Genomic DNA, 19,342 nt, shown 5'->3' with positions numbered 1-19,342 from the left:
AGGACGTGACATATATCGGTCTTTCCGTATCAGATTGGTTTTCCGTCTCAGATCTGGAACGGAGCGGGGATGAAAGCGGCCGACCGGAAACCAGCCCGCTGCCGACCGCCACGAACCGCCCGCTACGTTCAACAGCCTCCCGTCCTAACCTCGGATGATGGGTGTTCGCGGAGTAATCTTCGATGTCGACGGGACGATCGTCCGGGGGGAGCAGCCGCTGGAGGGAACTGACGCCGGCCTGAACGCAGTAGAATCAGCGGGACTCGATCGGCTCTTCGTCTCGAACAACCCGACCAAACCGCCCGAGGCGTACGAGGACCGGCTCGCGAGCGCCGGGATCACCGTCGACGCCGACGAGATCATCACCGCCGGCACCGTGACCGCACGGTATCTCACGGAACGGCACGCCAAAAGCGAGATCGCGGTTGTCGGCGAAGCGGGGCTGGTCGATCTCCTCCGGGACACCGGCCTCTCCGTACTCCCGTACGGATCCAGCGCCGACGCTGTCGCCGGGAGAACAGACGGCGGCGAAGCCGCTACGCCGCCCGGAATCGACCCTGATGTCCTGGTCGCCTCAGTCGATCGAAGGTTCGACTACGAGACGCTGCGCGAGTGTCTGTGGCTCCTCGAGGATCCGGACGTCACCTTCGTCGGCACCGACCCCGACGTCGTCATCCCGGCGGCCGAGGGCGACATCCCGGGCTCCGGGGCGGTTATCGACGCGATCGCGAACGTCGCTGGGCGCGATCCGACCACGGTGCTCGGGAAGCCGAGCAAGCCCGCCCGCCGGATGGCACTAGAGCGGTTAGGGCTCCCGCCGGAGGACGTCTTGGTCGTCGGCGATCGACCCGATACGGACATCGCCTTCGGCAACCGTGCGGGGATGGCGACCGCACTGGTCCGGACCGGCGTGTCGGTCGAAACGGGGCGGAGTAGCCCCGATGAGGACCCCGACTTCGTCCTCGATTCGCTTGCGGGCCTCGAAGAGGTGCTGGCGACGCTGTCGGAATAACACGCACAATAGTTATAGACGCTGGGACGAAATAATCAGTGAGGTAAAACGATGGGCAAGAACATCCTGATGATCGTCGGCGACTTCGGCGAGGATTACGAGACGATGGTACCGTACCAGGCCCTCGAGATGGTCGGCCACGACGTCGATACTGTGTGTCCGGAGAAAGAGGCCGGCGAGACGGTCAAGACCGCGATCCACGACTTCCGCGGCGACCAGACGTATCTCGAGGAGCGCGGCCACGACTTCGAGGTCAACACGACCTTCGAGTCGATCGATCCCGCAGACTACGACGCGCTTGTCGTTCCCGGCGGCCGCGCACCCGAGTATCTGCGCACGCACGACATCGTTCTCGACACCGTCCGGCACTTCTTCGAGGAGGACAAGCCGGTCGCGGCGGTCTGTCACGGGCCGCAGATTCTCGCCGCCGCGGGCGTCCTCGACGGCTACGAGATGACCGCCTACCCCGCCGTTCGTGCCGAGGTCGAGGCCGCCGGCTGTTCGTGGGTCGACGAGGTCACCGTCGACGGCAACCTCGTCACCGGTCAGGCGTGGCCGGACCACCCCGAGTGGCTCGCGGCGTTTCTCGACCTCCTGGGGACGGAAGTCGAGGCGGGCGAACCGGCAGTCGCGGACGACTGATATTCGGTCGGACGGGAGCCGCCGGGATCGCACTCCCGAATTTCGTAACCGCTCTCGAACGGAGCCCAGACGGTACGAGCCACGCAGACGATCCCCATCGCGTGGTATGGTACCGTCTGACAAACTTTTATATAGCTTCGTCGCGAGATACCGTGTATGGAAAGTCAGCCGAACAGCCCATACGTCTACTCGGAGGATGCCCCCGAGCCCGTCGACCCGTACGTGTCCCACGACGAGGTCGAAGAAGATCCCCTCCCCGACCCGGAAGGCCGGGACGTCGTGATCGCCGAGGGGCGAGCGATGAGTTTCCGGGCGTACAATCGGCAACGGTAAGCCGCCGGATCACTCCTGCTACCGTCCAGTCAGAACGCGTCGCCGTGGACCGCCGCCTCCGCGCGCAGTTCCTCGCGGAGCGCCGAGTGGACGTGGCAGATGTCTTTCGCGCGGTCGAGGATCTCCGCGAGGGTGTCGTGGTCGAGATCGGCCTCGACATAGACGTCGAAGCGGATCGCTTCGAGGTCGTCATCGTCGTCGAGATCGGCGTCGGCGTCGATCTGGATCTTCCCGAGGTCGTCGTGGCCGCGCTGCTGGCCGCCGACCCGGAACGCTGGGAGGAAACAGGACGCGTAATCGGCGACGAGCACGGCGTTCGGGTTCGGTCCCGCCTCGTCCGTCGCGTCGATCGTAAGTTCGAAGTCGCCCACCTGACTCGTGCTTGCGAACCCTTCCTCGCTGATGGTCGAAGTCTGAATGTCGCTCATCGGATACACACAGGGTCGGGGCCATCTAAAGGCTGCCGACCGCCCGGGAATCGACGGTCCTCGGTCTCATCCGGGCGTTGCCCGATCACTCCAGAACGAACATCTCGTCGCCGTCGAGGACGTGGACCTCGGCACCTGTCCCGGTCGCCTTCACCTCGCGGACGAAGTCGTCGGTGTCGATCTCGATCGGGGGGAACGAGTCGTAGTGCATCGGGAAGACGTGATCGACGTCAAGCCAATCGGCCGCGATGGCCGCCTGGACCGGTCCCATCGTGAAGTGATCGCCGACGGGGAGCGCGGCGGCGTCGGGTTCGAGATACGGCCCGACGACGTCTTTCATTTCGGACATCAGGCCGGTGTCGCCCGCGTGGTAGAACGTCGTCGTGTCCGGATCGGACTCCTGGGTCGGCTTTTTGTCGCTGATGAGGAAGCCCACCGGCGTGCCGAGGCTGTACTCGTAGTCAGTGTTGAGCCCGTTCGTGTGATCGGCGCGGTGCATCGTCACGAACGCCTCGCCGCACTCGACGGTGCCGCCGATGTTCATCCCGATCGAGTCCGTAAAGCCGACCTTCGATTCCATATACCCGGTCATCTCCGGGACCCCGACGACCGTCGCGTCGGTGAATGCGCCGGCGTCGGCGATGTGGTCAGCGTGGCCGTGCGTCAAAAGCAGGTAGTCCGGCGTCTCGGCGTCCGCGGCCGAGAGATCTGTCTTCGGGTTGTCGAAGAACGGGTCGATCAGGAAGGTTGTGCCGTCGACGTCGACGTGCCACGTGGAGTGGCCGTGCCAGGTAAGTTCCATCGTCATATCCACGCAGTAATTCGAATGGATCGACAATAAAGCGTACTATCGAGAGACACTGCTGGTCGCAGAGCGGGCTACGGCGAACCGAATTCCCCCGCCGCTCTCGCCTTCGGACTCGGGGATCCGCGGTGACGTGTTTGAACCAATCCCGCGTGGAAGACGGCATCGAAGAAATCGATTGGTTCGAGTGAACAGTTCTCGTGGTCCGGAAACGACGCCGTCCTTCGAGGTTGCGGCCGGCCGAACGAACCGACTGCGGTCGAGCGCCCGCGCAGCAGAGCACAGCGGGAGTCACTCCCCCGAGTCGAGGTACGCTATTGCTTCTTCGTCACTGACCTGATCGAATCGGTCGTAGAACTGTCCGACTCCCCTGAAGTCCCTCGGCGTCTGGAGGCAGACGACTGCGTCGGCCATCTCCTCTAGCTCCCGAACGGTTTGCGGCGGGCCGACAGGTATCGCCAGAACGATGCGGTCCGCGTCGCTCCCTTCGAGCTTTTCCAGACACGCTCTGGCAGTCGACCCCGTGGCCACGCCGTCGTCGACGACGGCGACGGTCTTTCCAGTCAGGTCCGGTTCCGGCCGGCCGTCCCGGTAGCGGTCGGCCTTCTGACGCGCGTTCTCCGCCTCCTTCTCGCGCTCCCGGTCGAAGTACGCGTCGTCGGACCCCGTCCCGCGAAACGCCTCTTCGTTGCGCCAGACGCTGCCGTCGCTGGCGACAGCGCCGATGGCGTACTCCGGATTTCCCGGGGCGCCGATCTTCGACGCGACGACGATGTCCAGCGGCACGTCGAGTGCGTCGGCGACAGCCCGTCCGAGCGGGAGGCCGCCCCGGGGGATGGCGAGCACGATGTCGACGTCTGGCTCCTGCTCCCGAAGTGCCTCACCGAGTTGTTCGCCCGCTTCGGCACGGTCTCTGAATCGGTCAGGTTCTGGCATAGTCCCTCACTAGGGGTCAAGCGGGTTCGGCGACCTGTAGTCTGCGGATATTCTCGGGAATCGGTAACGACAGTTGCCATAAAGGCGGGCGAGAACGTCAATCCAGAGAAGAGATGACGGAGACTCAGCTACAGATCCCTGTCGACGATGTGGAACTCGAGGGGAACCTGGACGTCCCGGCGGAAGCATCGGGGCTTGTGGTGTTCGCCCACGGGAGCGGCTCCAGCCGGAAGAGCCCGCGCAACAACTTCGTCGCAGAGGTCATCCGAAAGCGGGGGCTCGGGACACTCCTTTTCGATCTGCTCACCGAGGAGGAAGACCGGGTTCGTGAGAACCGGTTCGACATCCCGCTACTCACGGACCGCCTCGTCGCCGTTACCCGGTGGCTCCAGGATCGCGACGCCACACGGGGATTGAACATCGGGTACTTCGGCTCCAGTACCGGTGCTGCATCTGCACTCCGGGCGGCCGTGCGTCTGCAGGGAGACGTCAGCGCGGTCGTCTCCCGCGGCGGCCGCGTCGACCTGGCTGAAGAGGTCCTCAGCGACGTTCACGTGCCGACGCTTTTCATCGTCGGCGGCGCCGACACGCAGGTGCTCGAACGCAACCGTGAGGCCTACGAACGACTCTCCTCTGAGAAGGAGTTACACGTCGTCGAGGGAGCGGGACACCTCTTCGAGGGGGAGGGTGAACTCGAGGAGGTCGCGGACGTGGCCGCCGACTGGTTCGCCGAGACACTCCGCTGAGCGCCCGCGGCACGTCGTCGACTCGGATAGAATCTCCACAAATTCTCGGCCGACGGGAAACTATTGATTTTGCACGCGAACGCGACACCTGTCCGTCCCAGGCGCGGTTGACAGCGAAAACGAGACTGTTTTCACGAAATGGGAAAGGCCGTCCGGTTTGACGTCTGAGAGCGTCCATTGAGTACTCGTATGAAATTCGATGAGTTCATCGGTCAACTGCAGCACCGACTGGAACTGTCCGGGACGGGCGAGGCAGTGCGAGCGGCCCGAGCGACGTTGTTGACGCTTGGGCAACGGATTCCGCAGGGGAACGCCGAGGACCTCGCCGCGTCGCTCCCGATGGAGATCAAGTGGTATCTGACCGGTGCAGTCCACGAACACGGCCAGCGGTTCGACTGGCAGGAGTTCGTCGACCGGGTCAGCGAGATCGAGAGCGCCGACCCCGCGGATGCGGCCTATCACGCACGCGTCGTCGTCGACCTCGTCCATTCGCTGGTCCCCGAGTCCGACTTCCAGCAACTGCGTGACTCGCTTCCCGAAAGCGAGGACGAGGAGAACTGGCGCAAACTCTTCGAAATTGTCGATGCTGGCGGCTGGGGCGACGCCGAGGAGGCACAGACGGGTGGCGGCCCACAGTCCGAAGCGACGGACCAGGGCGAAGGCGACGTAGGGGACTAACCTCTCTCAGAGACGTCGGAGTAGTCGGACCCGGACTCGATCGTCGGTGGCGGACGTCTCCGTTCCGGGACGGAGAGCGTCCGATCGCGTCCGGATTCGGTACGGATCGACCGCTGTGGTGGGATGACAGAGTGGACTAACGTGCCTGCCTGGAAAGCAGGTGGCCGAGAGGCCTCGTGGGTTCGAATCCCACTCCCACCGCGTAGCGGATTACGCGATCAGCCGATCTTCCGCTTACCGGATTACGCGACCGGCCGATCTTCCGCTTACCGGATTACGCGACCGGCCGACCTTCCGCTTACCGGATTACGCGACCGGCCGACCTTCCGCTTACCGGATTACGCGACCGGCCGACTTTCCTCGTACCTCCCTCATAATGTGATCTCGTCACGTATCGGTCCGGGTCCCCCGTCCCCCAGCGCCTCTCACCGGACGGTCCAATTCGCGAGAGTCCGACAGCACGACCGGCGGGGTCGAATAGGGACGCGGCTGGACTGCCTCCTGCTCACGTCGGCTTCGAGCAGTTCGAGGCCCTCCGGCCGCAGCTCGCAGGGCGGTCTGCGGATCTCCGAGGCGAATCCCCGCGCTGGCGGGTCACGCGGCAGTCGTGGTTACTCGGAGTAGCCTTCCGTGAGGAACGTCCCTTCCGTCTCGTACATCGACACCAACTCCTCGATGAACTCTTCGTGGGATTCGTCCTCCTCGAGGTGGCCGTCCAGTCGCTCTTTGAGTTCGTCACTGATTTCGAGCGTGTATGTCATAGTGGGCGACGGTGGGATTCCGTCACCAGTTGTATCGTAGTGCGGAGGTTAATACTTCACCCTGCGATTCTCGCCCCATAGTACTCACCGATCGATACTTTCGACTGGTTTCTGACGCCCCCGGCGTGAATTCTGCCTGCGATGTACGGGACGCTGAAGGGCTCTGTTTCGTCGCTGTCGTAGCACCGCTTCTGGGCGGCAGAGGGTTCATCGACAGGGATTACTGTAGCGGCGGTGACGTCTTCTTCGAGTGCCGCCCAATACTCCGATGCTCTCGTCAGTGCAGCCTCTGCCAGCTACAGTAGCGTATGCAACTGATTGCTCATCCGACCGAACGCCGTCGTGCGATCAGATGAGCGAAGACTTGCAAACGCTACTGTCGGATCCGTCGAAGGAAACGAGGAACCTCGTTGGTCTCGGTGATCAGTTGATGTCGATCTCGGTCGTCTCTGCGGCTGGTTCGGTCTTCGGCATCCGGACCGTCAGGACACCGTTACTGTAGCTTGCCGAGACGTCTTCGGCCTCGATGTCGACGGGAAGCGGAACGGAACGAACGGCGGATGCACGGCGACGCTCCTGTCGGATGTACTCGCTGGTCTCCTCTTTTTCGGACTCCTCGTGTTCGGCTTCGAGTTCGAGCGTTTGACCGGTCACTCGAACGTCGATGTCCTCGGAGTCGAATCCGGGCAGTTCGGCGGTCAACACGAGTTCCTCGTCGTGGTCTTCCAGATCGATCCTGATCGACGACGTCGTCGTCGTCGGTTCCATTGGAAGCTCCTCGCTGTCCCACTTTCGGGCTATCTCATCGAACTCTTCGTGCATTCGCTCGAAGACCTGCGTGAGGTCCTTGAACGGGTTTGTCGGTTTAGCCATCTCTGAACGAGAGTACGAGCCCAGACCGAATCAAAAGTTCCATCCTTCTCATCGCGCGGGAATACCGACGTGCTCGTGCCGGGGTGGTCTGCGGAGGATGACTGCGGTGGTTTTCCTGGATCGACTTCCGGGACGCGAAAGCGGGGCGGTCCAGCCGGTGACAGTCTGCGCCCGACGGTCCGTCACCGCCGTTGCTTTCGGCGTCGTTTTCGGTTCGGCCAGAGTCCGGATTTCGGTGTGCAGCGACCGCCGGGACCTGCTGTGGGACCGGCTCGATCGCACCCGGCCGCTCCCTGAGCGCGCACCGGCGGCGTCGCTGCCGGCGCTGTCATCGAACGAGCGTCACCGGAACCGACGCGCGACGCGCCACGATCTCGGCGATGCTTCCGTACACGGGCCGCTCGCCCTCGGTCCGTCCGTGCGCTCCGAGCACGATCTGGTCGACATCCTCCTCGTCGGCGTAATCGACGATGATTCGCTTCGGATCGCCGATCTCGGAGGCGGTGTCGACCTCGCGGTCGTGATCGGCGGCGATCTCACTGGCCTCCTCGAGGAGTCGCTCCGAGATCTCCTCGGCTCGCTCGTACCACTCTTCGGACCCCATCAGGGGCTCATACGAGGTGTCGAAGTCGGGGTACGCGCCGTAACTCGGCTCGAAGAGGTCCACCACGTGGAGGACGGTTATCGACGCGTCCGGGAACTCCCGCAGCGCGTGACGAAGGGCCTCGTGGGACAGCGGCGACCCGTCGACCGGCACGAGGACGTTCTTCGTCATTCGCCCGCCCCCCGGACGGTAGTCGGTCCGAACAGTTCCCGATCGGGTGTGAACCGATCGTCCTCCCTCTGGTGGTTCATCGGTACGCTCCCGTCGGATTCGGGTTCAGTAGGGGACTCTGGTACTTCCATTGGTCTGAGAACTCGTTTCACTGGTACATCCCCATCCGCGGTTGCTGTTGCTGTTCCTGCTGTTGATACTGCTGGAGTTGCTCGGCGATCTGTTGTTTCTGTTTTTGGATCTCCTCGGACTGTTCGAGGAGTTCTTCGGTGTCGATGTCGAACTCAACGAGCGGTTCCAGCGCGTTCTCGATGACGGCACGGGCGGCCCCCGGGTCGGGAATGTAGGGGTTCGAGCGGACGATGAGCACTGCCGCCGGAACGTCACCGTAGTAACAGTCCCGCAACAGCGCCCCGGTAACGCCGCCGATGACGCCGGACCCCTCCGCCAGGGAGATCCCCGCGTCGGTGATCTCCTCCTCCAGTCGATCGGTGGTGGCGACGCCGACGACGTCCCCGATCTCGCTTTCGGACTCCGCCGGTGCACCGGCGAGGAAGACGGCACGATCGAACTCTTCGGCAACGTCGCTCAGCACGCACTGACTCAACGATTCGACCGCCGTCGGATTGATCGGGACGTCGCTCTGAAGCGTCATTACGGCCGGATCCTCGCCGGCGTATACGCGGACGGCGTCCCGAACCCGACCCTCGTCGAACGACGCGACCGGCGGAAAGTCTTCGGAGACGATGGTCCCGTGTTGCTCTAAGTCGAGTTGCTTCGTGATCTGATCGACGGCGATCGACGCGACCAGTCCCAGCCCGGGAAGTCCCTCGATGAGCGTCGGTGATTCGGCCGTCAGTTCCGTCTCCTTCTGGAAGCGCGTCGACGAATTTGCGTTCACTACGTAACACCCATTCGGGTGAACGCCTCGTGGCCTCTTATCGACGGTCCTCGTTACCGTTCTGCGGGAACGGGGTGACTACGACTCCGACTCGGACAGCATCGGGACCGTCACCACCGGCACCTCGGACAGTCGAACGACCTTTTCGGTGACACTCCCGAGGAGATATCGATCCAGCCCCGTCCGTCCGTGGGTGCCCATCACGACGAGGTCGACGTCGTTCTCGTCGACGTAATCGAGGATCGCGTGGTGGGGTACCCCCTGCGCGACGGTTCCCTCGATCGTCTCGACGTCGGCCGCCTCCGCTTGCTGGATCACCTCGTCGATCGCCTCCTGGCCGATCTCTTCGAGCGCAGCGAGCGTCTGCGCGGACGTCGTTTCGACTGTCACGTTCGTATTGACAACGTAGAGGGTATGAAGCGTTGCACCGTACTTCGTAGCGAGATCGATACCGTGTTCGATCGCCCCACGGGTGCCTTCGCTTCCGTCCGTTGGGATCAGGATGTCGTCGTACATACGAGAACTCTCTCCCCGTATAAGTAAAACAGCCCCGTTCGTTTCAGAGAACCGAGAATCCATCCGGGCGTCCCGGTGGGAAAATACGAGGTGGAGATCGGCGACGGGCTGGAAGAAGCGACCGAATCGCTTCGGGAGGAGCTGAAACGTCGCTTCGACGTCTGAAAAGTTTGAATTCGATGCCTTTTCGGTTGCCGTTACCCGCCCTGCCCGCTCGTCTGAACAAGACCTCTCCCACGCGGGCAGTATACTTACGCCTCGATCCCGTAGGTGTCGACTCGGATGTGTCAAGACATCCTCGTCCCGACAGACGACAGCCAGGAGGCCGACGCCGCAGTCGCTCGCGCGCTCGATCCGGCGCGAACCGGCGAGGCGACCGTCCACGTGGTCGACACGAGCCTCGACCTGATCGCGATGGGAACCCGGGGCCGGGTCGCGGAAACGGATCGGCTGTTCGGGAGCACGACCGCGAGTATCGTCCGTCGTTCGACCGTACCGGTCCCGACAAGGAGCTAACCGATGAGCATCGAGGGCCTCTGTCAGATCTGTGAGGCGGCGCCCGCCGAGCACCAGTGTTCGCGCTGTGGGGCGCTCGTCTGCAGCAGCCACTACGACAGCAAAACCGGGCTCTGTACCGACTGCGCTGCGGAGCTCGGCGACCGGTAGTGGACCGGACCGTCCGGTCCGCACGGCGCTCCTGCCCGACTTACGAGTTCCTGGGAAGGAGCGTCCGGATACTTACCGGACGAGCGAGTAGCTCAACCCAGGAGGGAGACCGCAATGAAGAACCAGGAAGTGGCGGACATCCTCGATGAGATCGCCGATTTCCTCGAAATTCGGGAAGAGGAGTTCAAACCTCGCGCCTATCGGACCGCTGCACGGAACATCGAGTCCCTCTCGGAGCCGATCGAGGACGTGGCCGAGCGCGGCGAACTCACGGAGATCGAGGGGGTCGGCGACTCCATCGCAGCCAAGGTCTCCGAATACCTCGAAACGGGCGAACTGGAGTACTACGACGAACTCAAGGCCGATCTCCCGATCGACATCGAGGCGATCACCAGCGTGGAGAGTGTCGGCCCGAAGACGGCGAAGAGGCTCTATCTGGAACTCGGCGTTGCGACGCTGGAAGACCTCGAACGCGCGGCCGAGGAAAACGAGATCGCACCCCTGGACGGGTTCGGAGAGAAATCCCAGCAGCGAATTCTCGACCACGTCGAGCGGGCAAAAGAGGGGCAGGAACGAATGCTCCTGGGCCGTGCCTTCCCGATCGCCCGGGCCGTCGAGTCGCGGTTACGGGAGTCGGACGCGTTCGACCGGATCGACGTCGTCGGCTCGTTCCGGCGGCGCCGGCCGACGGTCGGCGACATCGACATCCTGGCCAGCGTGTCGGATCCCGAGGCGGCGATGACGGCGTTTTGCACCGACGACGACGTGAAGGAAGTCCTCTCGCGTGGCGAGACGAAGGCGTCGGTCGTGGCCTCGGGTGACCTCCAGATCGACCTGCGGATCGTCGACAACCCCGAGTACGGGGCCGCCCTCGTCTACTTCACCGGGTCGAAAGCACACAATATTACGCTCCGGAACCGGGCGATCGATCGCGACTGGAAGCTCAACGAGTACGGGCTCTTCGACGTCGGCGAGGTAGACGACGCACGCGGGCGACAGCGCGCGGGAGACCGAATCGCGAGTGAAACCGAAGATGCCGTCTACGACGCCCTGGAGCTTTCGTGGATCCCGCCGGAACTTCGCGAGGACACCGGCGAAGTCGACGCAGCGGCAGCGGGGGAACTGCCGGATCTGGTATCGACCGACGACGTCCGGGGCGATTTACAACTCCACACCGAGTATTCCGACGGGACCCACAGCGTCCGCGAGATGGCTGCCGCCGCCGACGAGCGGGGACTCGAGTACGTCCTCGTGACCGATCACGGTCCCCACGCTCCGATCCCGAGTACACTCGATTCGGCGGCGTTCGATGAGCAAAGAGCGGAGATCGAGGCGGTCGACGAAGACGTCGAGGTCACGATCCTCCAGGGCGTCGAAGCCGAGATCACCGAGAACGGACTGGAGATCCCTCCCGAGTGGTACGAGGCCTGCGACCTCGTGGTCGCGGGGATACACAGCCGACCGTCCGATCCCACCGAGCAGGTGATCCGGGCGCTCGAGGAGTTCCCGGTCGACGTCCTCGCACACCCGACAAACAGGCTGATCAACGAGCGCGATCCGCTGGAACTCGATATGGACGCCGTCGCCCGGACGGCCGCTCGGGAGAACGTCGCTCTCGAAATCAACGCGCAACCCGAACGGCTGGATCTCGTCTGGCAGGCCGTCAAAGAGCATCGCGACACCGTCGCGTACGTCGTCTCGACGGACGCTCACACGACCAGCGAACTGGACTTTCTGCATCTGGGCGTCTCACAGTCCCGACGCGGCTGGTGCGAGCCGGAACACGTCCTCAACACGCGTTCGCTTTCGGACCTGCTGTCGTTCTTCGAGAGCTGACACCGTTGCCGTCGATGATACTTCGGCGTGCGCTCGACGACAAGGCCCAGAATACGGGGCGAGTCCGCAGTGCCCCGGAACGGCCAGATGACTTCGATCGCACCGGTCACTGAGCGGGCGAACCGATACGTTCGGCGTCCCGCCGGTTCGCCACGTGCAGCGCTGTCTCCCCCGAGGGGGTGAGCGAGACGATCACGCTCTCCACCAGTCGACGATACTCGCTTGTGTGCTTGCCGGAGTTACGGATGCGAGTCCCTTCTTCGAGCAGTCCGGCGTCGGTGAGGTGATCGAGTTTCCGGTACGTCGTCGAGAGCGGCAGGTCGCACGTTTCAGAAACCTCGGCCGCGGTGAGTGCGACGTCGCTGGTCGCATCGAGAATATCGCGGCAATCGGGGTCGTTGAGCGCCTCGAGGAGTACCTGAATCGCGGTTTCGTCTTCTACCCTCCGGACGTGCTCCGCGGCCGGGTCGAGATGATAGCCGATCGCAGGTGATGGCAGTGATAGTCCCATATACGTACGTTTGTCATCCATCGGGAGGAAGGCGCACCCCCGATATCCGGGCAGGTTTATAAAAGATCGTCGAGAATCTTCGATTCCGCCGCAGTGAGATGTTCTCTGAAGGTGGATGGGTGGATGTCGAGTTCGGCGGCGACCTGCGTTGCGTTGGTCTCCCGCGGCCGCTCGAAGTATCCCATCTCGTGTGCGGTTTCGAGCACTTCGAGCTGGCGAGCCGTGATCCTGCCTCGATCCACCAGCACGCTGTCTCGGTCGTCCGCTTCCGTCGGCGACCGAACTAACCGCTTGATGTCCACCTCCGGAAACCGTTCGCGGAGTGCGCCGACGACCTCCTGGAGCTGGTCGTACTCGGCCGCATAGAACACCACGGTGAGTGTGCCCTCCGCTGCGATGTATCGAGTGACCGGACACCCGTGGGCACCGAGACATTCGCACGGACAGCTTACTCCGTCGCCGTGCGTCAGCCGGTATCGGTGCGTCTCCCCGTCTGAGAAGACCCGCGTGACGTCGCCGTCCGGGACGTGGTCTTCGTCCGTCGAAAATTCGGTCACGCTCTCCGCACAGTCGGGCGGGCAGATGTTCGGCGATATCGAGTCGATCGTCGTCTGGGCCGCCCCCGAGAGTTCCACGATCGGACAGACGTCGGAGGCGGGAATCTCGACTGTGGTTCGGATCCCGGTCGGCATAAACGCTCCTAGTGATCCTCGTGGCGGTGTATAATTATAGGGAGGTTACGATGGGTCGACCGTGCGGACGCACGCCGCGGAAGCGCTGAAGCGAGGGTGTCCGGCGAGATACTGAAGCAAGGTTGGCCAGAGAGATACTGAAGCGAGGGTGTCCGGCGAGATACTGAAGCGAGGTTGGCCGGAGAAATACTGAAGGGAGAGTCTCCGGAGAGATCACGGCGAGCCAGAGGTCGGGTTACGGACGAAGGCATCGGGCGTCACGGACGCCCCGCAGATGACACATCCCTGCTCGACGAGTTCGTCTTTCATCGACTCGTTCACCACCAGCCGTTCGCAGCACTCGACGCAGACGAAAACGTACTCTCCCCCCTCCACGCTGTTCATTGTGTGTTATGATATACAATCCCGAAGTAAATCACCTCCTTTGTTTCCAAGCACGTGAAAACGCCGCGCCCCGTCGGCCGGAGTCCAGATAGAAAGAACGAAACGCCACAGTGACGAATCCGCAGATATGCACACAGTCAAATTCAGAGACCCGGCCGGATCGACCCGACGCGGCGAGTGGCACGGCGATCACGTCTCCTTCGGCGGGCGGACGTACGACCTCGACGAAATCGACGTCCTGCCACCGTCTGAACCATCGAAGATCGTCTGTATCGGCCGCAACTACGCCGATCACGCCGCGGAGATGGACAACGAGATCCCCGACCGTCCACTCCTCTTTCTCAAACCCCCGAACGCGGTGGCGGGCTACAACGACACGGTGACGCTGCCGGCCGGCAAGGAACGGATCGACCACGAGGCCGAGATCGCGGTCGTGATCGGCGATGCGGCACGAAACGTCGCGGCTGACGAGGCGATGGAGTACGTCGCAGGCTTCACCTGCCTGAACGATCTTTCGAACCGCGATGACCAGCGGCAGGAGACAAACTGGGTCCGGGGGAAGGCCTTCGACAACGCCGCGCCGATCGGCCCGGTCGTCGCCTCTCCCGACGAGGTGCCCGAAGACGCGACGATCGAACTCCGCGTCAACGGCGAGACGCGCCAGTCCTCCTCGCGTGACCACCTGGCGTTTTCGGTCCCCGATCTCATCGAGGAGATCACGACCTACCTGACGCTGGAACCTGGCGATATCATCGCGACCGGCACGCCCGCCGGAGTCGCACCGCTCGAAGACGGCGACCACGTCGAGGTCGAACTCGACGGCGTCGGCGTCCTCGAACACGACGTCCGGATTCCGTAGCGGCGCTGTCCGGAAAGGCAACTCCTAAGTTTAGGCTAACCTAATCCGGGGGCGTGGAACTGACGCGACGCGACGCGCTGGCGGCACTGTCGGCCGCAGGGGCGACAGTTGGAGCCGGCGTACTCGTCGGCCGCCTGGACCCGCCGCGAGCAGACGCGGGCGCGGCCGACGCCCAGGAGTCGAATCCGACGGATTCGCCGGACCTCTCGACCGATCTCCTCGATTTACTGGATGCGGCCGCCGAAGTCGTCTATCCAGACGACGTCGAGGGCCGCCGGGCGTTCGTCGAGACGTACGTCCTGGGGCGCGTCGAGAGCCGCCCGGCGTACCGCACCGGATTGCGCGAAGCCGCCGCCCAGTTGGATGCGACCGCCCGCGACTGGCACGGAACGGCCTACGCTGACCTCGAACCCGACACGAGAGACCAGTTGATCCGCGATCTGGGCGTCGAAACCGCCGATCCGGATCCCGAGGGACCGATCACCGACCGGATCCGCTTTTATATCGTCAACGACCTCCTCTTTGCGTTCTACTCGTCGCCGACTGGGGGACGGTTGGTCGGTATCGAGAACCCGATCGGCCACCCTGGCGGGATCGAGAGCTACCAGCGCGCCTCGATGGAGGAGATGCCAGGCGGAAAAACGGGAGGTGGCGACGGTGAGTGATCGCCGCCGGGCCCGCAGTCAAGACGACGGCGGCGCGGGCGACGCTATCGACCGCACCCCGTCGTCGCGGGCGGACGTCTGCGTCGTCGGGGCCGGTCCCGCGGGCGCACTCGTCGCTCATCGACTCGCAGAGGCCGGGAGGGACGTGGTCGTCCTGGAAGCCGGCCCCCGATTCGACATCGCTGATCGGACGGAAGCGCAGGAGCGCCACATCCGACCCGGGATGGGCGACCCCTGGGAGATGGGCGGGCCGCGGGATGCCTACAGCACCGCCGGCCGGGAGTACCCGCTAAACGCTGCGCGGGTGAAGGGCGTCGGCGGCTCGACCCTCCACTGGCAGGGGATGGTGATGCGGCTGCACGAGCGGGATTTCGCGCTCGCAACGCGCCACGGTGTCGGCACCGATTGGCCGATCGACTACGACGACCTGCGCCACTACTACGCCGAAGCCGAGCGCGCGCTGGGAGTGGCGGGCGCGATGGACAACCCCTACGCGCCGCCGCGGGAGGAGCCGTTTCCTCTCCCGGCGTTCCCGCCCTCCTACTCGGATTCGCTCTTCGCGGAGGCCTGCGAGCGCCTGGAGATCGATATGCATTCGGTGCCGAACGCCCGCAATCCCGAGCCGTACGACGGCCGCGCGGCCTGCCAGGGATATGGGACGTGTAAACCGGTCTGTCCATCCGGGGCGAAGTACACCGCCGAATCGCACATCGAGAAGGCGAGGGCGGCCGGCGCGCGCATCGTCGACCGCGTTCCCGTTCAGCGGTTGGAACACGACGAACGCGGGGAGACGATCGAGGCGGCGGTGTACGCGACGCCCGACGGGACCGAACACCGGCAGCCCGCCGTGCAGTTCGTCCTCGCCTGCGGCGGCGTCGAAAACGCCCGACTGCTCCTCCTCTCGGCATCCGACCAGTATCCCGACGGACTGGCAAACTCCTCGGACGCGGTCGGCCGGTTCTTTATGGACCATTTGTTCGCGGGAGCCGGCGGGCGGCTCGACGAGCCGACGCGCCAGAACCACGTCGGATTCAACACCAGCGAATGCCACCAGTTTTACGACGATACCGAACCGGTCGAGGGCGTCAAACTCGAATTTCTCAACTACGCCGGCCCCTCACCAGTGATCGAGGCGCTCGGCGCCGACGCGTGGGGCGACGAACTGCTGAGTCGACTCCGCGAGTCCTACGGGACCCACGTCGCGATCGGCGGACTCGTCGAACAACTCCCGGATGCGGAAAACCGGGTCACGCTCGATCCGGACCGCCGCGACGACCACGGGAATCCGGTCCCGCACGTCGAGTGGTCGATCTCGGAGCGGACCGAGCGAGCGATCCGCCGCGCTAACGAGATCCAGCACGCGATCCTCGAGAAACTCGGCGCGTCGATCGAGTGGACTGTCGGCCCGGATGCCACCGGACCGGCGTTCCACCAGATGGGGACGACGCGGATGGGCGAGGATCCCGAACGGAGCGTCGTCGACGCCGACTGCCGGACGCACGACCTCTCGAACCTCTGGCTCGTCGGTTCGTCGGTTTTCTCCACGGGCGGGGCGATGAACCCGACGCTTACGATCGCTGCGCTGTCGCTCCGGGCGGCGGGGGCGATCGAGGAATCGCTGTAGGTCATCGCCGACGACTCGGAGACGGATTCGCCGTCTCCACCGATCCGAGACGTACCCTTCAAGACCCGCGGGCAACTGCGTACGTGTATGCAACCCAGGGACCTCTCCGCACACGAGGCATACGTACCCGGACGCGGGGCCGAGGAGGTGGCCCGCGATCTCGGGATGGACCCCGAGGAACTGACGAAACTGTCGTCCAACGAGAACCCGCACGGCCCGAGCCCGGACGCCGTCAGGGCGGTCGAAGCCGCCGCCGCGGACGTGAACGTCTACCCGAAGGCCTCCCACACGGATCTCACCGATCGGATCGCCGAGAAGTGGGAGATCGACGCCAAACAAGTGTGGGTCAGCGCCGGCGCCGACGGCGCGATCGACTACCTCTCGCGGGCCTTCCTGGAACCTGGCGACGAGATTCTCGCTCCCGATCCCGGCTTCTCGTATTATCCGATGTCGGCGCGGTACCACCACGGCGAGGTGTCGACGTATCCGCTCTCGAAGGCCGACGACTTCGAGCAGACCGCCGAAGGCGTTCTGTCGTCGTACGACGGCGAGCGAATCGTCTTCGTGACGACCCCCCACAACCCGACCGGCGCAGTACTCGACGGCGGGGAGATCCGGACCCTCGCGGAACGCGTTCACGACCAGACGCTCGTCGTCGTCGACGAGGCCTACGCCGAATACGCCGAGGAACCGTCGGCGATCGATCTCCTCGGCGAGTACGACAACGTCGCGATCCTCCGTACCTTCTCGAAGGCCTACGGCCTCGCCGGATTGCGAATCGGCTACGCGGCCGTCCCCAGCGAGTGGGCGGAGGTCTACGCGCGGGTGAACACTCCCTTCGCCGCCAACGAGGTGGCCTGCCGCGCCGCGCTCGCGGCGCTCGACGACGACGACCACCTCGAACGCTCTGTCGAAACCGCACGCTGGTCTCGCGAGTATCTCCGCGAGGAACTGGACGTGCCGACGTGGCCCTCGGGCGGCAACTTCGTGCTCTGTGCGGTCGGCGACGCCTCAGCCGTCGCCGACGCATCCCAGCAGCGTGGCGTCATCGTCCGCGACACCTCCAGTTTCGGCCTCCCCGAGTGTATCCGGATCTCTTGCGGGACCCGCGAGGAGACCCGCCGGGCGGTCGAGGTGATCAACGACGTCGTCGCTGACATCCGACCGGAGGCCGTCGAACTGTGACTCGGGTCGCGCTCAGCGGAACGCCGGGGACGGGAAAGACCTCTGTCTCCGAGGCAGTCCAAGCGCTGACGGACGTCGAGGTGGTCCACCTCAACGAGGTGGTCCGCGAGCACGACCTCGTGGCGGAACACGATCTCGACAGAGACTCGCTCGTCGCAGACATCGAGGCCGTCGGGGCGTGGCTCGACGACTATCGGAACGAGTCCGACGATGGGGGCGACCTCCTCGTGGAGTCGCACCTGTCTCACCTCCTCGACGTCGAGAGGGTGATCGTGCTCCGCTGTCACCCGGAGTCGCTGAAACCCCGACTCCGCGAGCGCGGCGAATCGGAGGCGACGATTGCGGAGAACGCCGAGAGCGAGGCGCTGGATCTGATCCTCGCGGAAGCGGTCGAGATGCACGGCGAGGACTCTGTTTGGGAGATCAACACGACCGACCGAACGCCGGAGGCAGTCGCTGAGGACGTCGTCGCCGCTATCGAGGGCGGGCTAGCGCCGCGGGTCGGCGTCGTCGACTTCGTCGAATACCTATGAGTGCGGTCCCGCTCGCTGGAGGACCCCGATGACCTTAGATCAGTACCGCGATCTCGCGGATCGGCTGTTGGAACCGTTCGTTGCCGTCGCTGACCGGCTGGGACTGAGTCCGGACGGCGTCAGCCTCGCCGCGTTCGGGTTCGCGGTCGCTGCCGGCGGCGCGTTCGCGGTCGGGTCGCCGCTGTGGTACGTCCTGGGTGCAGCGTGTGTGTTCGCGAACGGCTGGCTCGACCTCGTCGACGGGGCACTCGCCCGGGCGCAGGGTATCGAGAGCGACGGCGGCGACCTCCTCGATCACGTGCTGGACCGCTACGCCGACATCGCGATGCTCGTGGGGCTCGCGGCGGGTATCGATGCGTACGCGCTGGGCCTGGCAGCGGTGACGGGCGTCCTGATGACATCGTACCTCGGCACCCAGATCCAGGCCGTCGGACTCGGCCGGGCCTACGGCGGTCTGGTCGGACGGGCGGACCGGCTGGCGATCATCGGCACGGTGGCGGTCGTTGCGGCCGTGTCGATTGCCGTCCCCGCCGTCCCCGCCAGGCCCTTCGGACTCTCTCTTGTCGGCTGGCTGCTTGTCTTCTTCGCCGTGGTCGGTCACCTGACCGCGCTGCAGCGGTTCTGGGGCGCCTGGTCGGATCTCTAACAGACGGGTTACGAGCCGTTCGTGAGGCTTCTGATCCGGAGGGAGGAGACGCGTGTCCCCACAGACGGATGAGTGCGAACAGTCGGCACACGTTTCGCTCCCCGCGTCGACGTGCCGAGCTACCGCTGCCCGACGCGGGGCCGTTCTTACGTCACGGTGAGCGGTGGCCGCGCAATCTGATATAAACCTCCGGACGAGCCTCCCGGTGCAGGTCGGCGGGGGGAACTCGATCGAAATGCCATCGTAGCGAGAGCGGCAGGGGCCGATGAGCCCGAAAATCGGCAGTGGGATCCAAGCGTCACACGCGGCACGCCGCCGGTGACCGCGAATTCGGA

General features: G+C 64.6%; 26 protein-coding genes and 1 tRNA gene. 15 read left to right on the top strand and 12 right to left on the bottom strand.

Features of this window, described 5'->3' with window-relative positions; translation table 11 throughout:
- The first annotated feature begins 157 nt into the window (after positions 1-157).
- The 3 genes from RJT37_RS10440 to RJT37_RS10430 all read left to right on the top strand — a co-directional run bounded on the left by RJT37_RS10440 (position 158) and on the right by RJT37_RS10430 (position 1,987).
- Entirely contained in the window at positions 158-1,012 is an 855-nt protein-coding gene (locus RJT37_RS10440; RefSeq protein ID WP_313684203.1) for an HAD-IIA family hydrolase, read from the top strand.
- A 51-nt stretch (positions 1,013-1,063) separates the two neighbouring features.
- Positions 1,064-1,654, top strand: a complete 591-nt coding sequence (locus RJT37_RS10435; RefSeq protein WP_313684201.1) for a DJ-1/PfpI family protein — start codon at positions 1,064-1,066, stop codon at positions 1,652-1,654.
- 156 nt (positions 1,655-1,810) lie between these two features.
- Positions 1,811-1,987 (top strand): hypothetical protein, encoded by a 177-nt coding sequence (locus RJT37_RS10430; RefSeq protein ID WP_313684199.1) that lies wholly within the window; start codon positions 1,811-1,813, stop codon positions 1,985-1,987.
- A 29-nt stretch (positions 1,988-2,016) separates the two neighbouring features.
- Here the strand turns inward: RJT37_RS10430 and RJT37_RS10425 are convergent, their stop codons facing one another.
- The 3 genes from RJT37_RS10425 to RJT37_RS10415 all read right to left on the bottom strand — a co-directional run bounded on the left by RJT37_RS10425 (position 2,017) and on the right by RJT37_RS10415 (position 4,156).
- A complete protein-coding gene (locus RJT37_RS10425; protein WP_313684197.1) occupies positions 2,017-2,415 on the bottom strand; it encodes an OsmC family protein in 399 nt (132 codons plus the stop codon).
- 85 nt (positions 2,416-2,500) lie between these two features.
- Positions 2,501-3,217: a metal-dependent hydrolase gene (locus RJT37_RS10420; protein WP_313689933.1), complete on the bottom strand. Its 717-nt coding sequence runs from the start codon at positions 3,215-3,217 to the stop codon at positions 2,501-2,503.
- A gap of 294 nt (positions 3,218-3,511) precedes the next feature.
- Positions 3,512-4,156, bottom strand: a complete 645-nt coding sequence (locus tag RJT37_RS10415) for a phosphoribosyltransferase (protein ID WP_313684195.1) — start codon at positions 4,154-4,156, stop codon at positions 3,512-3,514.
- A gap of 113 nt (positions 4,157-4,269) precedes the next feature.
- Here RJT37_RS10415 and RJT37_RS10410 point away from each other — a divergent pair, with 113 nt between their 5' ends.
- The 3 genes from RJT37_RS10410 (at position 4,270) to RJT37_RS10400 (ending at position 5,781) form a co-directional block, all read left to right on the top strand.
- Positions 4,270-4,902 carry a dienelactone hydrolase family protein gene (locus RJT37_RS10410; RefSeq protein ID WP_313684193.1) on the top strand — a complete coding sequence of 211 codons (633 nt, stop codon included), beginning with the start codon at positions 4,270-4,272 and terminating at the stop codon, positions 4,900-4,902.
- 189 nt (positions 4,903-5,091) lie between these two features.
- Positions 5,092-5,580, top strand: a complete 489-nt coding sequence (locus RJT37_RS10405) for a DUF2267 domain-containing protein (RefSeq protein WP_313684191.1) — start codon at positions 5,092-5,094, stop codon at positions 5,578-5,580.
- Positions 5,581-5,697: 117 nt separating this feature from the next.
- Positions 5,698-5,781, top strand: a tRNA-Ser gene (locus RJT37_RS10400).
- 410 nt (positions 5,782-6,191) lie between these two features.
- Here the strand turns inward: RJT37_RS10400 and RJT37_RS10395 are convergent.
- The 6 genes from RJT37_RS10395 to RJT37_RS10370 all read right to left on the bottom strand — a co-directional run bounded on the left by RJT37_RS10395 (position 6,192) and on the right by RJT37_RS10370 (position 9,406).
- Positions 6,192-6,341 (bottom strand): DUF7557 family protein, encoded by a 150-nt coding sequence (locus RJT37_RS10395; protein WP_313684189.1) that lies wholly within the window; start codon positions 6,339-6,341, stop codon positions 6,192-6,194.
- 423 nt (positions 6,342-6,764) lie between these two features.
- Positions 6,765-7,214, bottom strand: a complete 450-nt coding sequence (locus tag RJT37_RS10390) for an Hsp20/alpha crystallin family protein (RefSeq protein ID WP_313684187.1) — start codon at positions 7,212-7,214, stop codon at positions 6,765-6,767.
- Between the two features lie 328 nt (positions 7,215-7,542).
- The gene (locus RJT37_RS10385; protein WP_313684185.1) at positions 7,543-7,989 is read right to left on the bottom strand and encodes a universal stress protein; all 447 of its coding nucleotides are present in this window, start codon (positions 7,987-7,989) and stop codon (positions 7,543-7,545) included.
- A complete protein-coding gene (locus RJT37_RS10380) occupies positions 7,986-8,120 on the bottom strand; it encodes a hypothetical protein (protein ID WP_313684183.1) in 135 nt (44 codons plus the stop codon). The genes RJT37_RS10385 and RJT37_RS10380 overlap by 4 nt, the downstream gene beginning before the upstream one ends.
- A 17-nt stretch (positions 8,121-8,137) precedes the next feature.
- A complete protein-coding gene (locus tag RJT37_RS10375) occupies positions 8,138-8,890 on the bottom strand; it encodes a proteasome assembly chaperone family protein (protein ID WP_313684181.1) in 753 nt (250 codons plus the stop codon).
- A gap of 78 nt (positions 8,891-8,968) precedes the next feature.
- Positions 8,969-9,406, bottom strand: a complete 438-nt coding sequence (locus RJT37_RS10370; protein ID WP_313684179.1) for a universal stress protein — start codon at positions 9,404-9,406, stop codon at positions 8,969-8,971.
- A 282-nt stretch (positions 9,407-9,688) separates the two neighbouring features.
- On the opposite strand from RJT37_RS10370, the gene RJT37_RS10365 reads away from it, so the two are divergent.
- The 3 genes from RJT37_RS10365 (at position 9,689) to polX (ending at position 11,908) form a co-directional block, all read left to right on the top strand.
- Positions 9,689-9,922, top strand: a complete 234-nt coding sequence (locus RJT37_RS10365) for a universal stress protein (protein ID WP_313684177.1) — start codon at positions 9,689-9,691, stop codon at positions 9,920-9,922.
- A gap of 3 nt (positions 9,923-9,925) precedes the next feature.
- Positions 9,926-10,072: a zinc finger HIT domain-containing protein gene (locus RJT37_RS10360; protein ID WP_313684175.1), complete on the top strand. Its 147-nt coding sequence runs from the start codon at positions 9,926-9,928 to the stop codon at positions 10,070-10,072.
- A gap of 114 nt (positions 10,073-10,186) precedes the next feature.
- Positions 10,187-11,908 carry a DNA polymerase/3'-5' exonuclease PolX gene (gene polX / locus RJT37_RS10355; protein ID WP_313684173.1) on the top strand — a complete coding sequence of 574 codons (1,722 nt, stop codon included), beginning with the start codon at positions 10,187-10,189 and terminating at the stop codon, positions 11,906-11,908.
- Positions 11,909-12,014: 106 nt separating this feature from the next.
- Here the strand turns inward: polX and RJT37_RS10350 are convergent, their stop codons facing one another.
- The 3 genes from RJT37_RS10350 to RJT37_RS10340 form a co-directional block, all read right to left on the bottom strand.
- Positions 12,015-12,419: a helix-turn-helix domain-containing protein gene (locus RJT37_RS10350; protein ID WP_313684171.1), complete on the bottom strand. Its 405-nt coding sequence runs from the start codon at positions 12,417-12,419 to the stop codon at positions 12,015-12,017.
- Positions 12,420-12,475: 56 nt separating this feature from the next.
- Positions 12,476-13,111, bottom strand: coding sequence for a helix-turn-helix domain-containing protein (locus RJT37_RS10345; RefSeq protein ID WP_313684169.1), 636 nt, complete (start codon positions 13,109-13,111; stop codon positions 12,476-12,478).
- Positions 13,112-13,324: 213 nt separating this feature from the next.
- The gene (locus tag RJT37_RS10340) at positions 13,325-13,495 is read right to left on the bottom strand and encodes a DUF7560 family zinc ribbon protein (RefSeq protein WP_313684167.1); all 171 of its coding nucleotides are present in this window, start codon (positions 13,493-13,495) and stop codon (positions 13,325-13,327) included.
- A 127-nt stretch (positions 13,496-13,622) separates the two neighbouring features.
- Here RJT37_RS10340 and RJT37_RS10335 point away from each other — a divergent pair, with 127 nt between their 5' ends.
- The 6 genes from RJT37_RS10335 (at position 13,623) to RJT37_RS10310 (ending at position 19,007) form a co-directional block, all read left to right on the top strand.
- Positions 13,623-14,354: a fumarylacetoacetate hydrolase family protein gene (locus tag RJT37_RS10335; protein ID WP_313684165.1), complete on the top strand. Its 732-nt coding sequence runs from the start codon at positions 13,623-13,625 to the stop codon at positions 14,352-14,354.
- A gap of 53 nt (positions 14,355-14,407) precedes the next feature.
- On the top strand, positions 14,408-15,019 hold the full coding sequence (locus RJT37_RS10330) for a gluconate 2-dehydrogenase subunit 3 family protein (RefSeq protein WP_313684163.1): 612 nt from the start codon (positions 14,408-14,410) through the stop codon (positions 15,017-15,019).
- Positions 15,020-15,065: 46 nt separating this feature from the next.
- Positions 15,066-16,643, top strand: coding sequence for a GMC family oxidoreductase (locus RJT37_RS10325; protein ID WP_313689930.1), 1,578 nt, complete (start codon positions 15,066-15,068; stop codon positions 16,641-16,643).
- Between the two features lie 87 nt (positions 16,644-16,730).
- A complete protein-coding gene (gene hisC / locus RJT37_RS10320) occupies positions 16,731-17,828 on the top strand; it encodes a histidinol-phosphate transaminase (protein ID WP_313684161.1) in 1,098 nt (365 codons plus the stop codon).
- Positions 17,825-18,361, top strand: coding sequence for an adenylate kinase family protein (locus RJT37_RS10315; protein ID WP_313684159.1), 537 nt, complete (start codon positions 17,825-17,827; stop codon positions 18,359-18,361). Before hisC ends, RJT37_RS10315 begins: the two co-directional genes overlap by 4 nt.
- 28 nt (positions 18,362-18,389) lie before the next feature.
- Positions 18,390-19,007 carry a CDP-alcohol phosphatidyltransferase family protein gene (locus RJT37_RS10310; RefSeq protein ID WP_313684157.1) on the top strand — a complete coding sequence of 206 codons (618 nt, stop codon included), beginning with the start codon at positions 18,390-18,392 and terminating at the stop codon, positions 19,005-19,007.
- The last annotated feature ends 335 nt before the right edge of the window (positions 19,008-19,342 follow it).

The organism is Halobellus marinus, assembly GCF_032113415.1.
Lineage (GTDB): Archaea > Halobacteriota > Halobacteria > Halobacteriales > Haloferacaceae > Haloquadratum > Haloquadratum marinus.
This window is presented reverse-complemented; position numbering and strand designations above follow the sequence as displayed.